A 17,865-nucleotide genomic window follows, 5' to 3' on the forward strand; every position below is an offset into this window, starting at 1 on the left:
ATGTCCTCTTTAAGAATTGACAGATTAGAAAATCTGAATTCTTCCTAATGGCTGGATGCGAATCTCTGGGAGAATCTCTTGGTAAGAAATCACAGCGATATCAGGGAATTCTGTTTCTATTAATTTCCTTACATATCGTCTTACGTCAATTGCTGTCAACAGCACAGGAGGCTGACCTCCTGGAGGAGTTGGCGTAATTGTATTTCTCATAGATTTTAAGATTAGGTTTACAGAATCAGGATCCAAAGCAAGATAAGATCCTGCAGAGGTTTGTTTAATGGCTCCACGGATCATCTCTTCAATTTCTGGATCGAGTAAATAAACTGAGATTGCAGATTGTCCTTGGGAAAATTTGAAACTAATGTAAAGTTTCAGAGAAGAACGTACGTATTCAGTTAGCAATACAGTATCTTTTTCAGTTTGAGCCCATTCACTTAAGGATTCTAAAATTGTACGTAGGTCTTTGATAGAGATCTGCTCTTGGACTAAACGTTTGAAAATTTCAGTAAGCTTTTGCAGAGGGATAAGTCGCGTAACTTCTTTAACAAGATCTGGGAACGAGCGTTCCATAAATTCAATCATAGAGCGTACCTCTTGAATTCCTAAGAATTCTTGGGAGCTTCTATGGAAGAAGTAAGACAGATGAAGAATAATCACCTCTAAAGGTGTCCAATACTTAATAGCTGCTTTTTCTAGAATAGCTTTAGCATCTTCACTAACCCAAGCAGAAGGGAGACCCGCAGCATTTTTATAAGTAAGGAAAGGAAGATTGTATCTCTTAAGATTTTCTTCAACTTCGTTAGTTAACACATGGTTTGCAGGAATTTTTCCTCGAACGTAGGGAACTTCATTAAGAAGAATCATGTAATCATAACCCTCTAGAGAAGGAGAGTCAGTGCGCACATGAATTCCTGGGTAACGAATACCAATATCTTGATACAAAGCTTGACGCATTTTCGGGATCATATCGTCAACGAAACTTTGACCAGACTTCGTTTTTTGTTGAATCAACTTAGATAAGTCTTTTCCTAATTCTAAAATTACTGGCAACGTTAAGGAGTAATCATCCGGGTTATCTCCAGCTGCTGCAGCTCCGTCTGAAGCAGCTCCTACTGTTGTTGATGCTCCAGAGGCACCCTGTTTAGAAGCACTGTTTTTCTTCGCAAGAAGGATAACACCAAGAATACCAAAGATAAGAGAGAGTATGGAGAATGACCAAAGTGGGAACCCTTTAAAAAAGCCCACGCCTAAAGTTGCTGCAGAGGCTAAGAGTAAAGCTCTAGGTTCTTTAACTAACTGAGAGGAAATCTCTTTACCTAAGTTCGTGTTTTTATCACTAGAAACTCGAGTAGTAACGATACCAGCAGTTAAGGAAATCAGTAGTGAAGGAATCTGAGAAACTAAACCATCACCGATAGATAACAGAGTGTATACGTGAGCAGCTTGAGCTAGGTCCATGCCGTGCATAGCCACACCAATAGTCAAACCACCGACAATGTTAATTAACGAGATCACAATACCTGCGATAACGTCCCCTTTAATGAACTTCATGGCACCGTCCATGGCTCCATAGAGTTCACTTTCCTTTTGAATCATGCCTCGTTTATCGCGGGCTTGTTGTGCATCAATCATTCCGGCACGCAAGTCAGCATCAATAGCCATTTGCTTACCAGGCATAGCATCTAATCGGAATCTTGCAGCTACTTCAGCAACACGCTCAGCACCCTTGGTAACAACGATAAATTGAATAATCGTAATAATTAAGAAGATAATAAATCCAACAACATAGTTCCCTCCAACTACGAAGTCTCCGAAAGCTTGAATGACGTGACCGGCATAAGCTTTAAGAAGAATCTGTCTAGAAGAAGAAATGTTAATACCTAATCGAAACATTGTTGTGATTAGGAGTAGCGAGGGGAACACCGATAATTGTAAAGCGCTAGGAATGTACAAAGCCACCATCAATAGGAAGACAGAAACAGCTAAATTGATAGTGATCATCAAGTCGACAATAGTCGGAGGTAGGGGCAAGATGATCATCAAAACGACACCGATCATCCATAAGGCAAGGATGAGGTCACTCGATTTGTTGATCATATTTAGGGCTGCATCCCCCCCAAAGGTTCTACTGACAAAATTGAGTAGCTTATTCATTATAGATTATCGGGTTGGTTAATGTTTTTATTATTAGGGTTTTGTGCATTAAGGGAAGTGATATAGAGAAGGATTTCTCCAATAGCTTCATACGTTGATTCTGGAATAAACTTCAACTCTTTTCCTTCATCCCAAAGCTGATGCGCTAAAGGCACATTCCTCATAATAGGAATGCCGTATTTTTCAGCTTCTGTGATGATTCTTTTTGCACGCAAATTAATTCCCATAGCAATAATCCATGGAGCTTTATATTTTTCCGGCATATAGCCGATAGCTACAGCGATATCCTTAGGGTTTGAAACGACCGCACTTGCATGTTTAATTTGAGAGGAGGTATCTTCATAGGCTATTTCTTGCGCGATTTGACGGCGGCGTCCCTTAATTTCTGGATTACCTTCTGTATCCTTAAATTCCTGTTTAACCTCAAACTTTTCCATTTTTAGTTCTTTAGCAAAGTTCTTCCTTTGATACACTAAGTCCAGAACAGCAACGACTAAGAAAAAAATACCAATGGATGTGACTGCTTTATAAAGTATCTCTTTAAAGATAACGGCAATGACAATTGGCGAGACTCCGGCAGTCTCAACGATTAGTGGGACGCGGTTTTTCAATGTGACATACAAAATCAAAGCAGCGCCGAAAATTTTCAAAATAGACTTTAATAACTCAATTAACGTCTTTACTTTGAATTTTTGTTTCAGGTTTTCAATAGGATTGAACTTTTTTAAGTCTGGTTTAAAAACCTCTGTAGAAAAGGTCGGTCCTACAACAAGAAATCCTACAAGAATGCCAACAAACCCTACGGCTCCAAGTAAAGGTAAAGAAGTGGTTAAGATCAAAGTTAAACAGTTATTTAAATAGTATAACGTAACTCTGGGATCGTGATTTATAGGTGCTTCTTTGAAAATAGAAACAAGAAAACTACCGAGATGTTTGGCAAAAAACGACGATAGATAGAAGGTCGTGAACATTGAAACGATAAAGGTAACCGCGGAAGGAAAATCTTGGGATTTTGCTACCTGGCCTTTTTTCCGTGCATCTCTAAGACGCTTCGGGGTTGCCTTTTCTGTTTTTTCACCCATCGCTTGGCCACAGTTAGATAAATAGCATTAAATAGGAATAATCTGCAAATTACCCTATAAGCGTGTTTTTCACAAGAGAGAAGCCTAGGAGATGAATCTTAATTACTCTATTTTGCTACAGTCGAGAAACAAGAGGTTTTTAGGTAAGATCTAGAAAGATCTCAGAGTAAGTTGCTAAGAAAATATTAGTCAGGAAACTTTGATTCCTATATTGTCTTTAGTGATCACACTAAAGGTGCTAGGTTCAAAATGCTAACGAACCGAGTGCAAGCTCCCACAAGCATCGAATCAACGATTCTCATGTTTGTGGGAATTCTTCCCTAGTAAAGGTAATAAAATAGCTACAAAAGATAACATATGGGGCATACAGAATGTGGCATCGTAGGACTTCCCAATGTAGGTAAGTCTGGGTTATTTAATGCTCTTACTGGAGCGCAAGTAGCTTCTTGTAACTATCCCTTTTGCACAATTGATCCGAATATTGGTATTGTTCCGGTTATTGATGACCGCTTAGATATTTTAGCTAAGATGAGTCAGAGTCAAAAGGTTATCTATGCCGATATGAAGTTTGTGGATATTGCTGGTTTGGTGAAGGGAGCTGCAGATGGAGCAGGATTAGGAAATAGGTTTCTTTCTCATATTCGCGAGACGCATGCTGTGGCTCATGTTGTTCGTTGTTTTGACAATGACGATATTACTCATGTATCGGGAAAGATAGATCCCAGTGATGACATTTCCGTGATAAATTTAGAATTGATCTTTTCTGATTTTTCTTCTGCAACAAGTATTTATAGCAAATTAGAGAAGCAAGCTAAGGGGAAGAACGACCTAGGGATTGTTTTACCTTTACTTGATAGAGTGATTAAACATTTAGAAAGTGGTCAACCTGTTCGCACGTTAAATTTATCTTCAGAAGAGCAGATACAACTCAAACCTTATCCCTTTTTAACAGCAAAGCCTATGTTGTATATAGCGAACATAGGTGAGGATTCAATAGCAACGATGCACAATGATTATGTTGCTGTTGTTGAAGAAATTGCCAGAAAGGAAAATGCTCCTGTTGTTCCTATTTGTGTACAATTAGAAGAAGAAATCATTTCGCTTCCTGTAGAGGAACGGAAAGACTTTTTAAATAGTTTAGGGCTAAAAGAATCGGGATTAAATCGCTTAGTTCGTGCTGCTTATCATACACTGGGATTGATTTCTTATTTTACAACTGGACCACAAGAAACCAGGGCTTGGACTATTCCTATAGGATCTACAGCTGCGGAAGCTGCAGGCCAGATTCACACCGATATTCAAAAAGGGTTTATCCGAGCCGAAGTTGTGACTCTTGAAGATATGATCACCTATGGAAGCCGTACAGGAGTCCGCGAAGCTGGCAAATTACGAGCAGAGGGTAGAGACTACATTGTGCAGGACGGCGATATTATGCTTTTCTTGCATAATTAGTAGAGAAGAATGCTTTTGCACTCTCTATATCCTTTTGAATGGCTTGAGATAACATTTCTCGAGAAGAGAATTTTCTTTCTTTGCGGATAAATTTCTTAGGGATTACAGAAACAGTCTCGCCATACAAGTTCCCAGAGAAACCAAAAAGATGCGCTTCTAAACATAACGAATTTCTTCCCACTGTAGGAGCCTTCCCAAGATTCATAATCCCTTGATATATCGTAGTGTGATATTCTATTTCGCATGCATATACTCCGAGAGGAAGCAGACATTGATCCTGAGGAAGATTAATTGTAGCAACCCCTAACTGGGTTCCTAAACCATAACCCGCCTCGATTTTCCCAACATATTTATATGAGTGCCCTAAATGGCGATTAGCGTTATCTAAATCACCTTCCATCAAAAACTGACGAATCCTTTTGCTAGAGACAATCTCTTGATCTATCTTGTGAGGAGCGACTTCTATAATTTCTATTCCTAGAGAATTGGCCAGAGGTTGTAGTGTTTTAGCGTTTCCTTCCCTTCCCTTACCCAATCTAGAGTCATATCCCAAGATTAAACGTCTACATCTTAATGTTTGATGCAGGGAACGTATGAAGCTTTCAGCAGATTGATTAGCAAACTCTTGTGTAAAGGAAAGAATACACAAGTAGTCTATAGGAAAATCTTGCAAAAGGAGAAGGCGTTCTTTTGTACTTGTAATTAACTTGGGAGTGGGTGACTGTAAAACCGCATGAGGATGTAAGTCAAAAGTAATCACTCCTGACAATCCTGGATAGGAAGATAAAACAGTCAGTAATTTCTTGTGACCTAGATGACAACCATCAAAAAAACCTATAGTTATAGAATCCACAGAGCGGGGAATCGATGTCAAACTATAGAATATTTCCATTAAAATCTCTTAGGTAAGGAGATATATCAAAGTCAGGACAGTCTAAAAGACAGCCATCAATACATTGATCTATAGAAAAACTACCACTACGTAAACGCCTGAGTTCTTCCAAATAAGCTCCACAGCCTAACATGTTTCCTAGTTCGTGAGCAATACTACGAATGTAAGTTCCTTTGCTACATTGTACAGAAAAATGTAGCAGGGGATATTCATATTTTGTAATTTGTAGGCTCACTTGAACCGTAGATTGGCGACGTTCTATTGATAATCCCTTTCGGGCATATTCATAGAGCTTTTTCCCGTTAACTTTTTTTGCAGAAAACATGGGGGGGATTTGTTGAATTTCCCCTTGGAAATACTGCGAAGCTTCTAGAATTTCTTCATAGGTAGGGACCTTTTTTGACCTACCAACAATTTTTCCATCGCAATCATAAGAATCTGTAGTTGTCCCTAGGTGAGCAACTGCAGCGTATTCTTTATCTTCAAATAATAAAACATCTGAAAGGCGAGTGAATCTACGGCCGATCAACATGACCATCACACCTGTAGCAAAGGGATCCAAAGTCCCTGCATGACCGATTTTTTTTACACCGATCAATTTTGTTAGAGTACGAATAAGACTAAACGAGGTCCTTCCTTGAGGCTTATCTATTAGAAGAATACCTTCTTTAAGTTCTGTAGCAAGTTCCATAATGATGTCGTCAATGTTTAGATCTTTCTAGCGGATGGTACTAACTTTTATCTTGTTCTCGTATTTTCCAGAGCAAGTTTTCTATATGATCCTGGGGAGAAAAAATATCTTCGAGATAAAAATTTATCTCGGGAAAATACTTAAGTACGACGCCTTTAGAAGCCTTATAAGCAATGTACCTTGCTGATGCTTTTAACGCTTCTAAAGTTTCTGTTGATGTATTTTCATGTGGCATAATTGAAACATAGACACGAGCAGAATGTAAATCTTTAGATAAACATACCCTAGTAACCGTAATCCAACGATTGGAAATTTTAGGATGTTTCACATCTTTTAAAATTACATTCGCAATTGCTTCGCGCAGTAATGAATTAACCTTTTGTATGCGTCTATTTTCAGTCATAATATTCTAAAGTTTTTGTGGATGATATATCACTTCGTAACATTGTAGAATATCACCTACCTGAGCATTCTGATATCCTTCTAATAAAATACCACATTCAAGCCCTTTTTTAACTTCTTTAACGTCTTCTTTAATACGTTTTAGAGAAGATAAGTTACCTTTCCAAAGAACTTCGTTATTACGTACAACACGTACTTTTTGATTTCTAGTCATTACACCTTCAGAAACCAAGCAACCGTAAATTGTACCTAATTGTGATGACTTAAAGGTTTCTTTGATTTCAGCAGCACCAAGATTTCTCTCTTCAGCAATAGGATCGAGTAATGCTGTCATCATTTCTTTAACAGCATCTACAGCATGGTAGATAATGTTAAATAAATGCACCTTAACGCCTAAGTTTTTGATCAGAGATTCGGCGTGGCTTTCTATACCCGTATGGAAGCCAATAATAACAGCTTTAGATGCTGCAGCCAAACGAATATCTGATTCAGAAATTTCTCCAACGCTACTAGAAAGAATTTCGGCACTTACTTTATCAGAAACAATTTTCAAGACAGAACTGGCCAAAGCTTCAATAGATCCTTGAACATCAGCTTTGATAATAAGCTTAAGGATCTTTTTATTTTGCAGCATAGCGTCAAAATTAGGACGTTTCTTCTGCAGAGCAAATTTCTGTTGTCCAGCAATTCTAGCACTAACAATTTCCTTAGCTGTTTTTTCGTTTTTAACGACAACAAAAGGATCGCCTGCCTTGGGCATGCTAGATAGCCCTGTGATTAAAGCTGGGACAGAGGGGCTGGCCGATTTCATTAGCTGGTTATGTTCGTTATGCATGGTTTTAACTTTGCCATAACAATCATTGAAAACTAATGCCTCACCAAGATGTAGGGTACCGTTTTGCACTAAAATAGTTGCTACTTCACCTAAACCTTTGTGTAGCTCGGATTCGATAACAATTCCACGAGCACGAGCAGATGGATTTGCTTTGAGTTCTAAAACTTCCGCTTGTAGAGCAAGCATTTCTAAAAGCTCAGATAAACCTTCACCTGTTTTTGCAGAGGTATTAATTGTTACAGTTGTACCTCCCCATGCCTCTGGCAATAGGTTGATTTCAGAAAGTTGTCTGTAAACGGTATCTGCATTGAAATTCGGTTTATCACACTTATTGATTGCTACAACAATAGTGATGTTTGCCGCACGAGCGTGTTTGACGGCTTCCAAAGTTTGTTCTTTGATTCCTTCATCTCCGGCAACTACAAGCACAACGATATCGCAGACTTCCGCACCTCGAGCTCTCATAGCAGAAAAGGCTTCGTGGCCAGGAGTATCCAAGATAGTAATATTTCCAACAGGTGTAGAACAACAGAAGGCTCCCATATGTTGTGTAATAGCCCCAGCTTCTACTGCTGCCACATTACTTTTTCTTAGCGAGTCAATTAAAGTAGTTTTTCCGTGATCCACGTGGCCCATAAAAGCGACGATAGGAGGACGAATGATTAATTGACTTGGATCTGTTTCTTGTATTTCTTCTTTAACAGTATTACTCTCGATACAGAGCTTATCTTGTTCTGATGAATCGATATCAATAGTACAGCCAAATTCTAATCCAATAAATTGTACTGTTGTTTCATTGTCTAATACGTCATTTACAACGTAAGTCATACCATGAATAAACATTTTCTGGATCAGCTCAGAAGCCTTAAGCTTCATTTCTGCGGCAAGATCTTTGATCGTGATAGGCAGAGGCACTTTAATATGGGTAGGGCGCTGTACCGTGTGTTCGTCATAGTGTTTTTTAGTTTTTTGAACACGTTTTTTTCTCCACTTATCGTCATCGCTACTGTCGTTTAATCCATAACGATCTCTACCTGTAAATGCCTTAGGAGTCTCTTCTTTTTTCGCACGGTCTCTAAAATCAGATCCAGGTCTCTTTGACGTATCCCTACGATAAAAAGGCTGAGATTGGCGATTGTTTGGAGAATGTTGTTTATCATTAGAAGCTTCAGAAGATTGCTGAGGCTTTGCCTGAACTGTTCCTGTGCGTTCTTTAGGCGCAGGCTTATCTTCTTTTTTAGGAGCTTTAAAAGTCTTCGCTAACAAATGATTAATGTGTTTCCCGGTAGGCCCGAAATTCGACTTGATAGAAACAACGCTTTTAGGAGGTTCTTTTTTAACTACTACTTCAGGCTCTTTCGGTGGAGGAGGAGGTTCCTTAATAACTGTTTCAGGTTCTTCTACTACAGAAGGGGGAGTTGGCTCTACAACCTCCGGCTCAGACTCAAGAGGAGGAGCCACTTCTTCTATAACAGGAGGAGAGAACGCAGTAGAGTCGGCGTCTACTGAAACAGGAGAAGGAATGGTTGAATCTTCAGACGCAAAAGATGAACGATTTTTAGCTCGAATTCTGCGTGGAGAAGTTTCAGTAGACACATGCTCAGCCATCGTAGGTACACTAGAGTCTACAACACTCTTTTTCTTCACGACTTTTTCTTTAGCAACTTTTTCAGTAACCTTAGTCGTAGGCTTTTCTGAAGAGCTTTTTGTGTCTGAAGATCCTGCCTGAGCTAATTTTTGCTTTAACTTATCTAATCCAGCAGCTTTCGTTAATTGAGCGTTTTTAATCTTCAATTTTAGGTTTTTCGTCAACTTTGCCTTCTCCATATTTGCTGACTTGCTCAAGGATCTTATAAGCAAGTTCTAAACTGATTCCAGGAACAGAAGCAAGATCATTAGCACTGGCTAATAATACCTTTCTGATCGTGTCGTATCCTGCGTGTACAAGATTCTGGACAACCAACTTACTAATGCCTTCCATCTCTAGCGGCTCATCTAATAGAGGACTATCAAATTCCGCTAACTGTAGGCGTTGAATTTCTAATAGTTTATTGTACTCGCTCATACGTTGAACTTCGAGTTCATAGTCTAAGATTTGACTAATCAAACGAGCATTAATTCCTCGCTTACCAATTACGGTTGCGTAATCAGCATCCTGAACGACTATAGCAATAACTTTGTCATCTTCTAGAATTGCAATCTTTTGAATTTCTATGGGGCAAAGCAAATTTTGCAACAATTCTGTGGTTACAGGAGAATAGTTTACAATATCTATTTTTTCGTCGTTCAATTCTCGAATGATATTTTTTACTCGAGAACCTCTCATTCCAACAAAAGCGCCCACAGGATCTGTTTTTGGATCGGATGAACTTACAGCTATTTTAGTTCTGTAGCCTGCTTCACGAGCAATTTTAACAATTTCTACAGAGCCTTCTTCTAGTTCTGGAACTTCTTGCAAGAAAAGTTGCTTAACGAATTCAGGATGGCTACGGCTGAGGATAACTTCAGCACCTCCATTTTCTGATTCTTGCACCTCGTATAACAGAGCATAAATCTTATCGCCAACTTTATGCTTTTCTGTTTTAGGATAACAACGAGCTGGTAGGAGACCTTCAACCTTCCCTAAATCTATGATTAAGTTTGATCCTTTTGCAAATCGCTTAACGACTCCAGAAAGAATTTCATTGACCCTATGGCGGTACTCTTCGTAGATAACATCTCTTTCTGCATGGCGTAACTTCTGACCGATAATTTGTCGGGCAGCGTGAGCAGCAATCCTGCCAAAATGCTCAGAAACAAAGGGAACGTCCATGTACTGCCCAATTTCGCATTCAGGATCGTATTCTCTAGCTTTGTCTAAAGGAATCTCTTTACTGGGGTTTTCACATACTTCTACGATTTCTTTCTCACAGAAAACTTCTATGTCGCCAGTTTTAGGATTAATATTTACAGAAACGTTAGCATCATCTCTTAGTGTTTTTTTTGCTGCAATTTTTAAGGCCGATTCAATAGCTCCTATGATGACAGGGCGTTGAATTCCTTTTTCCTTCTCCATGTAGTCAAAAATAGCTACAAGATCTTTATTCATTATACTCCTCTTATAAGTAAGGAAACAGACAGAGTGCTAAACCAAGGCAAGCTTATGTTATACAACATAAGCTCAACCTTTTAAGTAATATTATTTCCCTTTTTTCTTTTTATCTGAACCAACTAAATCTTCTAAGTCCAAATCATCTATATCTGTATCTGTTTGATCATGCTGTTTATCAGCTAAGTATTCTTTCACAGAAAGAGATACCTTTTTATGATCAGGATCCAGTTTGATAACCTTTGCAGATACTGAATCACCTATTGAGATAATATCTTCAATTTTTGAGAAAGGCTTTTCAGAGAGCTCTGAAACGTGAATCAGACCTTCTATACCGTTTTGCAGTTCTACAAATGCTCCGAATGCTGTAATTTTAGTTACAACTCCAGAAATAACGCTTCCTGTGGGGAACATTTCTTCAATTTCATTCCAAGGATTTGAACTTAACTGTTTGACTCCTAGAGTGATTTTTTTACTTTCTTTATCTACTGAGAGGATAACAGCTTCAACGATACTGCCTTTTTTGAAGAGTTCTGAAGGGTGAGATACTTTTTTAATCCAACTCATGTCAGAGATATGAATTAAACCTTCAATACCTGGCTCAAGCTCAACAAAGGCGCCGTAATTTGTAAGATTTTTAATTTCTGCACGTACGTGTAAGCCAATAGGATATTTCTCTTCGATGTTATCCCATGGGTTGTGTTCTGTTTGTTTCAGACCTAAAGAAATTTTACCTTCGTCTTTTTGGATAGATAAAACGATAGCTTCAACTTCATCACCTTTGTTGACGACTTCACTAGGATCGACAACATTTTTAACCCAAGACATTTCAGAGACGTGAATTAAACCTTCGATACCTTCTTCAATTTCGATGAAGGCTCCGTAGGGGAGAAGTTTAACAATTTTACCAGTAATACGTTTTCCTGGAGGATATTTCTTCTCAATATCTTCCCATGGATTGTGTTCTTTTTGTTTCAGACCAAGAGCAACCCGACCTTTTTCTTTATCAACGCTAAGAATTACAACTTCGAGTTCTTGATTGAGTTCTACCATTTCAGATGGATGCCGAATGCGTTTCCATGTCATGTCTGTAATATGGAGGAGACCATCGATACCATCTAGATCTAAGAATACACCAAAATCTGTAATGTTTTTAACGATACCTTTACGGCGTTCGCCAATAGTGATTTGTTCAATAAGTTCTGCTTTTTTAGAAATTCGTTCAGCTTCTAGGAGTTCTCTTCTTGAAACAACAACATTTCTTCTATCAATGTTGATTTTCAAGATTTTGAATTCGCAGACTTTACCTACATAATCATCTAAGTTCTTAATTTTCTTATTGTCAATTTGAGAACCGGGTAAGAAAGCTTCCATCCCAATATCAACAATGAGACCACCTTTGACTTTGCGTATAATTTGTCCCTTGACAATGGAACCTTCTTCACAGTGAGCTAAAATGTGTTCCCATTGTCTTTGGCGAGTAGCTTTTTCTCTGGATAAAACAACCTTTCCTTCTTCATCTTCAGTTTGGTCTAAGTATACCTCTACTTCAGCACCAAGAACCAAGCCTTCAGAGGATTCTATGAATTCTGACATTGGAATGACCCCTTCGGATTTCAGCCCAACGTCAACGACTACGAAGTCCTTATTGATATCAACTACAGTACCTTTTAGGATGGCGCCAGGTTGTATCTCACTGGTAGGTTCCTCATCGCTTGAAGTAATTCCGTGTGTTGAGCAGAGAAGATCTTTGAATTCAACAACGTCTTCCGAGAGGCAATCTATAGTATCAAGAATTTTTTTGGATCCCCAAGTGTATTCGGATTGTTTTGGCATTTAATGTTATTCTCCTAAAAACTACAAAGTCAAAAAAGATAGTGTAAATATAAACCTTAAAAAAGGCAAGATCTCCCTTGCAGCAGTTTTTTTATTCTAATTTGTTGCTTTAAAATTTTTTATTTGTTTTAGATTTATTTCTAAAATTATTCGGTAGGGTAAAAATAAATGACTTACGCTAAAGTAATTATTATCGGCTCCGGCCCTGCAGGTTATACTGCAGCGATTTATGCTTCAAGAGCACTTTTAAGTCCTATTTTATTCGAGGGTTTTTTTTCCGGTGTTTCCGGTGGTCAATTAATGACCACTACTGAAGTAGAAAATTTCCCTGGATTCCCTGAAGGCATACTAGGTCCAAAATTAATGGATAATATGAAATCCCAGTCTAGTCGTTTTGGAACTCAAATTCTTCCAAAAGATGTTACTTCAGTGGATTTCACTATACGTCCTTTTGTAGTAATGTCCAATGAAGAAAAATATACCTGTGACGCGTGTATTATAGCAACGGGAGCTTCTGCAAAGCGTTTAGAAATTCCCGGAGCATCTGACAACGAATTCTGGCAAAAAGGTGTTACAGCGTGTGCTGTGTGTGACGGAGCCTCTCCTATTTTTAAAAATAAAGACTTGTATGTCATTGGTGGGGGAGATTCTGCTTTAGAAGAAGCAATTTTTCTGACTCGGTATGGAAAACGTGTTTTTGTGGTACATAGAAGGGATACGTTAAGAGCTTCTAAAGCGATGATAAAAAAGGCAGAGTCTAACGAAAAGATCTCTTTCATCTGGAATAGTTCAATAGTAAAAATTTCTGGAGATACCTTTGTTCGTTCTGTGGATATTTTAAACAATGTTTCTAAAGAAATTTCTTCTCATGAGGCGGGAGGCGTATTTTTTGCCATAGGACATAAGCCGAATACGGACTTCTTAGGTGGCCAGCTGGCTTTAGATGAACATGGATACATTATTACTGAACCGGGTACTTGCAGAACCTCTATTCCAGGAGTATTTGCTGCAGGGGATGTTCAGGATAAACATTATAGACAAGCAATCACGGCTGCGGGAAGTGGGTGTATGGCTGCTTTAGAAGCCGAACGCTTCTTAAATTAAAGCTATTGCCATAGCTGTGGCGTACTCACGACTATGGCTGATTGATAATAAGACTTTGGAGATTCCTAATTTTTGATACACTCTTTCTGGTAAAAAGACCTCGGGTTGTTTTGATATTTTAAGGATCTCTATATCTTTCCAACCAACAATCTTTCCTATTCCAGTTCCTAAGGCTTTAGCTACAGCTTCTTTTCCTGCAAACCTAGCTGCCAAAGAAGGACAAGGATCTATGAGTCTTAAACAATATACCTGCTCCTTTTTTGTGAAGATTTTATCGAGCATCCTTTGATTATGTGTTTTTATCGCTTTCCGGATTCGGGAAATTTCAATAATATCAGTTCCTATATGTGCAATTTGCATAATGGAAATCTATAGTTAAAGGCTTTCTAATTGGTTTTTTTGGGATTTAGCGAAGTAGGTTAGAGCTGTTTTTATAAGAGCGTATCCTATAGTCGAACGGATGAAGAACAGAATGGCCGGATTATCAATACATCTACGTAGTAGCAGAGATATCACAATCATTGCAGCCAAGATTAAAAAGCGTTTAGAAAAAAACGACTTTATTATGTAAACTTTTTTTGAAATCTTTCCCAAGAGTAATTGGTTAGACAGGTCATTTTGAGCGGATACAGATTTTAACAATAAAAATCGGTATTTTAAAGATGCAACAAACCATGCTCCCATAGCTAGGAGGACAAGGATTTTGAAAGAAAAATCTGGTTGATAAACAATCATGGAGGCTTTTAAAAGCAATTTAATTCCTCCTAATAACCAGAGTATCCCTGGGAGATAAATAAGTGGGTAATTTTTATTACTAGTCATGAGCTTTTGCTTGTTGCAATTTAACCATTCTATACGGATTTTATATTTTTTTCTATTTTTGGATTGAATAATGCGAATCTTCTTATCAGCGATATACTGGAATCATTCAAAATTTCTATGGAATTCAGAAAACTGGCCTCTCCGAGTGTCTTGGTATGGTCTATGTTTTTCTGTGGGGATTTTGCTTACCTCTATCTTAGGGATTTGTCTTGCGCTATCTTCTTATACTGAAGAAGATAAAACACGATTCTCTAAGGAACAACTTCGTTTAGCTTTGGAGAACTTCGCTTTATATTCTCTGTTATTTATCATTCCTGGATCACGTATAGCTTATATTTTATTTTATGGAGGCGATTTTTATCTCAAAAATCCTCAAGAGATTTTCAAAGTGTGGAATGGGGGATTAGCAAGCCACGGAGGTATGGTAGGGTTAATTCTATGGGCAATCATATTCTCTTGGATATATAGAAAAAAACTTCCGATATTGACCTTTTTATTTCTTTGTGATCTTTGTGCGTCTGTATTCGGATGTGCGGCTTTTATGATTCGTATTGGAAATTTTATGAACCAGGAAATTGTAGGAAAACCAACCAATCTTCCTTGGGGGATTATTTTTTCATCTCCTACTCAAGGCGTGTTAGGTGTTCCTACGCATCCAGTACAGTTGTATGAAGGAGTGAGTTATTTATTGCTTTCTATAATCCTGTTCTTCTTAAGTTATAAACGTTATTTTCGTTTAGGCTCAGGATGGGCCACATCCTTAGGATTAGTGGGTATATCGTTAATTCGTTTTGTTGCTGAGTTTTTTAAAAGCCATCAGGGTAAAGTTATAGGGCCTGATAGTTGGTTAACGATGGGCCAAATATTGTCCTTGCCTTTATTTGTACTCGGTCTATCTTTGGGAGTAGTATGCTTCCTTAAAAATAAGAAAGATAAGAGTTCTATTTCATCAGCAAAATAGAAAGAATTTCATACGTATTTTAGGAATCTCTTATGGGAGATAAATAGATATTATGGTATTTTAGCTTTTTAGTTTAATTTTTCAGAGTTTAACAGATGAATAAACGTTCATTGTTGTTTGTTTCTTTAGTTGGCATGGCTTTTGTCGGATGCCAAATCTTTTTTGGTTATAATGATTTTCGCTCTTGCAAAGCTCTTACAGAGAAACAAAAAACAATTTCAGAACAAGTGCTTGCAGCAACGAAGTCTATGGGGTTAGGTGTTTCTCCCTGGACAACACACCCAGATGAAGAAGTAAATAAGAATCATTATGCAGTGTGTGTTGGAGATAGACTCCTCCTATTGAATCAAGGGAACTCAGCAAGTTCAGTTTATTCTTCTGGATCTCGTTGGGATTTGATAGAAGAGACAACAGCTTGTGATAATATTCACGTTGCTTTGTATGGTGAAACAGGTGAATCGACAGTACCTTCAACTACAGGAAAGGTATTTCTCCCTGTAACCAGCGAAGCCCTTCCTGTTTTGGTCGTTGAATTTCGTAATAATCAAGAACCTATAGTTTTCTTAGGTCAATACAAGCAGGATGAAGGTAAGGTTTACAATAAAGACAGTCAAGTTTACGGAACTTCTTTAGTGTTCTGGAGGTCAGGTAATGAATACCTACCTTTAGGTATTTATAATTCTAAGGAAGAAAGATTAGAATCTTTAGACCTTCCAATTACTAAAGCTGCTATTTTTAGCAGTTCTCTTGAAACAAATACAGACACGCATTCTGGGCAATATTTTGTTTTGTCCAATGAATACATGCAACTAGTCATTTCTCAAGAGAGTGGTGCTGTAGAAGGCATTAACCTTCCTTTCTCATCAGAGGATAGTAAGAGTATAGTTAATGAAATTGGTTTTGATAGAGATTTGAAATCTCAAGTTCCTAGTGAGGCTTCTTTCCCTGGGCTACCTTCTGTAGGACCAAATAACCAAGTCGTCTCTGATACTGTAGGAGGATATTATCCCTTATTGCGTAGAGGGATTCTTTCTGATTCGAAGAAACGCACGCCTGCTAGTTATCATGCCTTAAATATTGTTTCGGGTAGAGACCTTGTCAACCCAGTAGCTTCTGGATATCGAGTTTCTGTCTTCAATGGTAATGTATTGGAATTAGAGAGCTACGATGGCTCTATTAAGAAAACTTATACACTTCCTGAGCAACAACCATATGCTTTTGAAGTTGCTGTTGGTTTAAATCGTTCTAGTGACGATATATGGATAACTTCGGGCGTTCCTGAAGTTGAAATCATGTCCAATACATTTAGTCCGGCTATTAAATACCGTGTGATTAAAAAGAATAAAGGACAGTTGGATAAGGTGAAACTACCTAAGTCTAAAGATCCTTTATCTTTGCGTAGTGGAATATATCCTCAATGGATACTCAATTCTAATGGATATTTCGGTATTATTTTATCCCCACTTACAGATATACCTGCTGGATACGCTGCTGCTTATGTTTCTGGAAATTCTGTTCCTACACGCTTATCCTTACTATATCCTAAAAATCAAGCATATCCTGCTTCTAAATACCCAGGATATGAAACCTTGCTTCCTTTACCCAAAGAAGAAGGAACTTATCGCTTTCTTGTTTACGCCGGACCTTTAGCAGAACCTACGTTAAAAGCTTTAGATCAGGCATATACAAATCCTAACGGTGAAAACCCTCAGTATCTTGATTGTATAACTTTCCGAGGATTATTCGCTTTTATTACCGAGCCTTTTGCAGCTTTACTCTTTATCATTATGAAATTTTTCAAAATGATAACGGGCTCTTGGGGGATTTCTATTATTCTGCTTACAGTATTTTTAAAACTATTGTTATACCCTTTAAATGCTTGGTCTATACGTTCGATGAGACGTATGCAAAAGCTGTCTCCTTATATTCAGGAAATTCAGCAAAAGTATAAGAAAGAGCCTAAGCGAGCCCAAATGGAAGTCATGGCTTTATATAAGACAAATAAGGTGAATCCTATAACAGGCTGTCTGCCTTTATTGATTCAATTGCCTTTTCTTATAGCTATGTTTGATTTATTGAAATCCTCGTTCCTTCTTCGTGGTGCCTCTTTCATTCCAGGATGGATTGATAATTTAACAGCTCCAGATGTTTTATTCTCTTGGACTACACCAGTTTGGTTTATTGGTAACGAATTTCATCTTCTTCCTATCCTGTTAGGGATTGTCATGTTCGTCCAGCAAAAGCTTTCAGCTTTGAAGAAAAAAGGACCTGTTACAGATCAACAAAGGCAACAGGAAGCCATGGGGACGATGATGGCTCTTTTGTTTACCTTCATGTTTTACAATTTCCCTTCAGGTTTAAATATTTATTGGTTTTCTTCTATGCTTCTTGGATTGATCCAGCAGTGGGTTACTAATAAGATTTTAGACAGACAGCATCTTAAAAATGAAATCACTGTTAATAAGAAAAAGCAAAGGTAACAACTGAAAAAAAAGCTTTTTTATATTAAAAAAGATATAAGAAAACTATTTAGATGAGATAGTTTT

14 protein-coding genes are annotated in these 17,865 nt (G+C 37.9%); 4 read left to right on the forward strand and 10 right to left on the reverse strand.

What is annotated here, in order from left to right:
• Positions 1-24: 24 nt before the first annotated feature.
• Positions 25-2,154: a type III secretion system export apparatus subunit SctV gene (gene sctV, locus FI836_RS05050; RefSeq protein WP_013462662.1), complete on the reverse strand. Its 2,130-nt coding sequence runs from the start codon at positions 2,152-2,154 to the stop codon at positions 25-27.
• Positions 2,154-3,236 carry a type III secretion system export apparatus subunit SctU gene (gene sctU / locus FI836_RS05055; RefSeq protein WP_006343138.1) on the reverse strand — a complete coding sequence of 361 codons (1,083 nt, stop codon included), beginning with the start codon at positions 3,234-3,236 and terminating at the stop codon, positions 2,154-2,156. Before sctU ends, sctV begins: the two co-directional genes overlap by 1 nt.
• 357 nt (positions 3,237-3,593) lie before the next feature.
• On the opposite strand from sctU, the gene ychF reads away from it, so the two are divergent.
• A complete protein-coding gene (gene ychF / locus FI836_RS05060) occupies positions 3,594-4,688 on the forward strand; it encodes a redox-regulated ATPase YchF (protein ID WP_006343139.1) in 1,095 nt (364 codons plus the stop codon).
• Here the strand turns inward: ychF and FI836_RS05065 are convergent.
• The 6 genes from FI836_RS05065 to rpsA all read right to left on the reverse strand — a co-directional run bounded on the left by FI836_RS05065 (position 4,666) and on the right by rpsA (position 12,432).
• Positions 4,666-5,580, reverse strand: a complete 915-nt coding sequence (locus FI836_RS05065; RefSeq protein ID WP_006343140.1) for a bifunctional riboflavin kinase/FAD synthetase — start codon at positions 5,578-5,580, stop codon at positions 4,666-4,668. The genes ychF and FI836_RS05065 overlap by 23 nt on opposite strands.
• Positions 5,564-6,271 carry a tRNA pseudouridine(55) synthase TruB gene (truB, locus tag FI836_RS05070; RefSeq protein WP_006343141.1) on the reverse strand — a complete coding sequence of 236 codons (708 nt, stop codon included), beginning with the start codon at positions 6,269-6,271 and terminating at the stop codon, positions 5,564-5,566. Before truB ends, FI836_RS05065 begins: the two co-directional genes overlap by 17 nt.
• 40 nt (positions 6,272-6,311) lie before the next feature.
• Positions 6,312-6,674 carry a 30S ribosome-binding factor RbfA gene (gene rbfA / locus FI836_RS05075; protein WP_006343142.1) on the reverse strand — a complete coding sequence of 121 codons (363 nt, stop codon included), beginning with the start codon at positions 6,672-6,674 and terminating at the stop codon, positions 6,312-6,314.
• Positions 6,675-6,680: 6 nt separating this feature from the next.
• Positions 6,681-9,335 (reverse strand): translation initiation factor IF-2, encoded by a 2,655-nt coding sequence (gene infB / locus FI836_RS05080; RefSeq protein ID WP_080588275.1) that lies wholly within the window; start codon positions 9,333-9,335, stop codon positions 6,681-6,683.
• Entirely contained in the window at positions 9,292-10,596 is a 1,305-nt protein-coding gene (nusA, locus tag FI836_RS05085) for a transcription termination factor NusA (protein ID WP_006343144.1), read from the reverse strand. The genes infB and nusA overlap by 44 nt, the downstream gene beginning before the upstream one ends.
• A 90-nt stretch (positions 10,597-10,686) precedes the next feature.
• Complete coding sequence (gene rpsA / locus FI836_RS05090; protein WP_013462663.1) at positions 10,687-12,432, reverse strand: 30S ribosomal protein S1; 1,746 nt, start codon at positions 12,430-12,432, stop codon at positions 10,687-10,689.
• A 168-nt stretch (positions 12,433-12,600) separates the two neighbouring features.
• Between rpsA and trxB the strand changes: the two genes are divergently transcribed.
• Positions 12,601-13,536 (forward strand): thioredoxin-disulfide reductase, encoded by a 936-nt coding sequence (gene trxB, locus FI836_RS05095; protein ID WP_006343146.1) that lies wholly within the window; start codon positions 12,601-12,603, stop codon positions 13,534-13,536.
• On the opposite strand, the gene acpS is transcribed toward trxB, so the two are convergent.
• Positions 13,528-13,896, reverse strand: a complete 369-nt coding sequence (gene acpS, locus FI836_RS05100) for a holo-ACP synthase (RefSeq protein WP_006343147.1) — start codon at positions 13,894-13,896, stop codon at positions 13,528-13,530. The genes trxB and acpS overlap by 9 nt on opposite strands.
• A gap of 15 nt (positions 13,897-13,911) precedes the next feature.
• The gene (locus tag FI836_RS05105) at positions 13,912-14,358 is read right to left on the reverse strand and encodes a hypothetical protein (RefSeq protein WP_006343148.1); all 447 of its coding nucleotides are present in this window, start codon (positions 14,356-14,358) and stop codon (positions 13,912-13,914) included.
• Between the two features lie 70 nt (positions 14,359-14,428).
• Between FI836_RS05105 and FI836_RS05110 the strand changes: the two genes are divergently transcribed.
• Together FI836_RS05110 and yidC are read left to right on the forward strand one after the other, a co-directional pair.
• Positions 14,429-15,319, forward strand: coding sequence for a prolipoprotein diacylglyceryl transferase (locus FI836_RS05110; RefSeq protein ID WP_013462664.1), 891 nt, complete (start codon positions 14,429-14,431; stop codon positions 15,317-15,319).
• 95 nt (positions 15,320-15,414) lie between these two features.
• Complete coding sequence (gene yidC, locus FI836_RS05115; protein WP_006343150.1) at positions 15,415-17,799, forward strand: membrane protein insertase YidC; 2,385 nt, start codon at positions 15,415-15,417, stop codon at positions 17,797-17,799.
• The last annotated feature ends 66 nt before the right edge of the window (positions 17,800-17,865 follow it).

The sequence above is a fragment of the Chlamydophila parapsittaci genome (genome assembly GCF_006385615.1).
In the GTDB taxonomy this organism is placed as follows: domain Bacteria; phylum Chlamydiota; class Chlamydiia; order Chlamydiales; family Chlamydiaceae; genus Chlamydia; species Chlamydia psittaci.

What these genes read in the sequence shown, in the direction of transcription:
- sctV (WP_013462662.1), bottom strand. Translation starts at nt 2,154, where the DNA reads ATGAATAAGCTACTCAATTTTGTCAGTAGAACCTTTGGGGGGGATGCA.
- sctU (WP_006343138.1), bottom strand. Translation starts at nt 3,236, where the DNA reads ATGGGTGAAAAAACAGAAAAGGCAACCCCGAAGCGTCTTAGAGATGCA.
- ychF (WP_006343139.1), top strand. Translation starts at nt 3,594, where the DNA reads ATGGGGCATACAGAATGTGGCATCGTAGGACTTCCCAATGTAGGTAAG.
- FI836_RS05065 (WP_006343140.1), bottom strand. Translation starts at nt 5,580, where the DNA reads ATGGAAATATTCTATAGTTTGACATCGATTCCCCGCTCTGTGGATTCT.
- truB (WP_006343141.1), bottom strand. Translation starts at nt 6,271, where the DNA reads ATGGAACTTGCTACAGAACTTAAAGAAGGTATTCTTCTAATAGATAAG.
- rbfA (WP_006343142.1), bottom strand. Translation starts at nt 6,674, where the DNA reads ATGACTGAAAATAGACGCATACAAAAGGTTAATTCATTACTGCGCGAA.
- infB (WP_080588275.1), bottom strand. Translation starts at nt 9,335, where the DNA reads ATGGAGAAGGCAAAGTTGACGAAAAACCTAAAATTGAAGATTAAAAAC.
- nusA (WP_006343144.1), bottom strand. Translation starts at nt 10,596, where the DNA reads ATGAATAAAGATCTTGTAGCTATTTTTGACTACATGGAGAAGGAAAAA.
- rpsA (WP_013462663.1), bottom strand. Translation starts at nt 12,432, where the DNA reads ATGCCAAAACAATCCGAATACACTTGGGGATCCAAAAAAATTCTTGAT.
- trxB (WP_006343146.1), top strand. Translation starts at nt 12,601, where the DNA reads ATGACTTACGCTAAAGTAATTATTATCGGCTCCGGCCCTGCAGGTTAT.
- acpS (WP_006343147.1), bottom strand. Translation starts at nt 13,896, where the DNA reads ATGCAAATTGCACATATAGGAACTGATATTATTGAAATTTCCCGAATC.
- FI836_RS05105 (WP_006343148.1), bottom strand. Translation starts at nt 14,358, where the DNA reads ATGACTAGTAATAAAAATTACCCACTTATTTATCTCCCAGGGATACTC.
- FI836_RS05110 (WP_013462664.1), top strand. Translation starts at nt 14,429, where the DNA reads ATGCGAATCTTCTTATCAGCGATATACTGGAATCATTCAAAATTTCTA.
- yidC (WP_006343150.1), top strand. Translation starts at nt 15,415, where the DNA reads ATGAATAAACGTTCATTGTTGTTTGTTTCTTTAGTTGGCATGGCTTTT.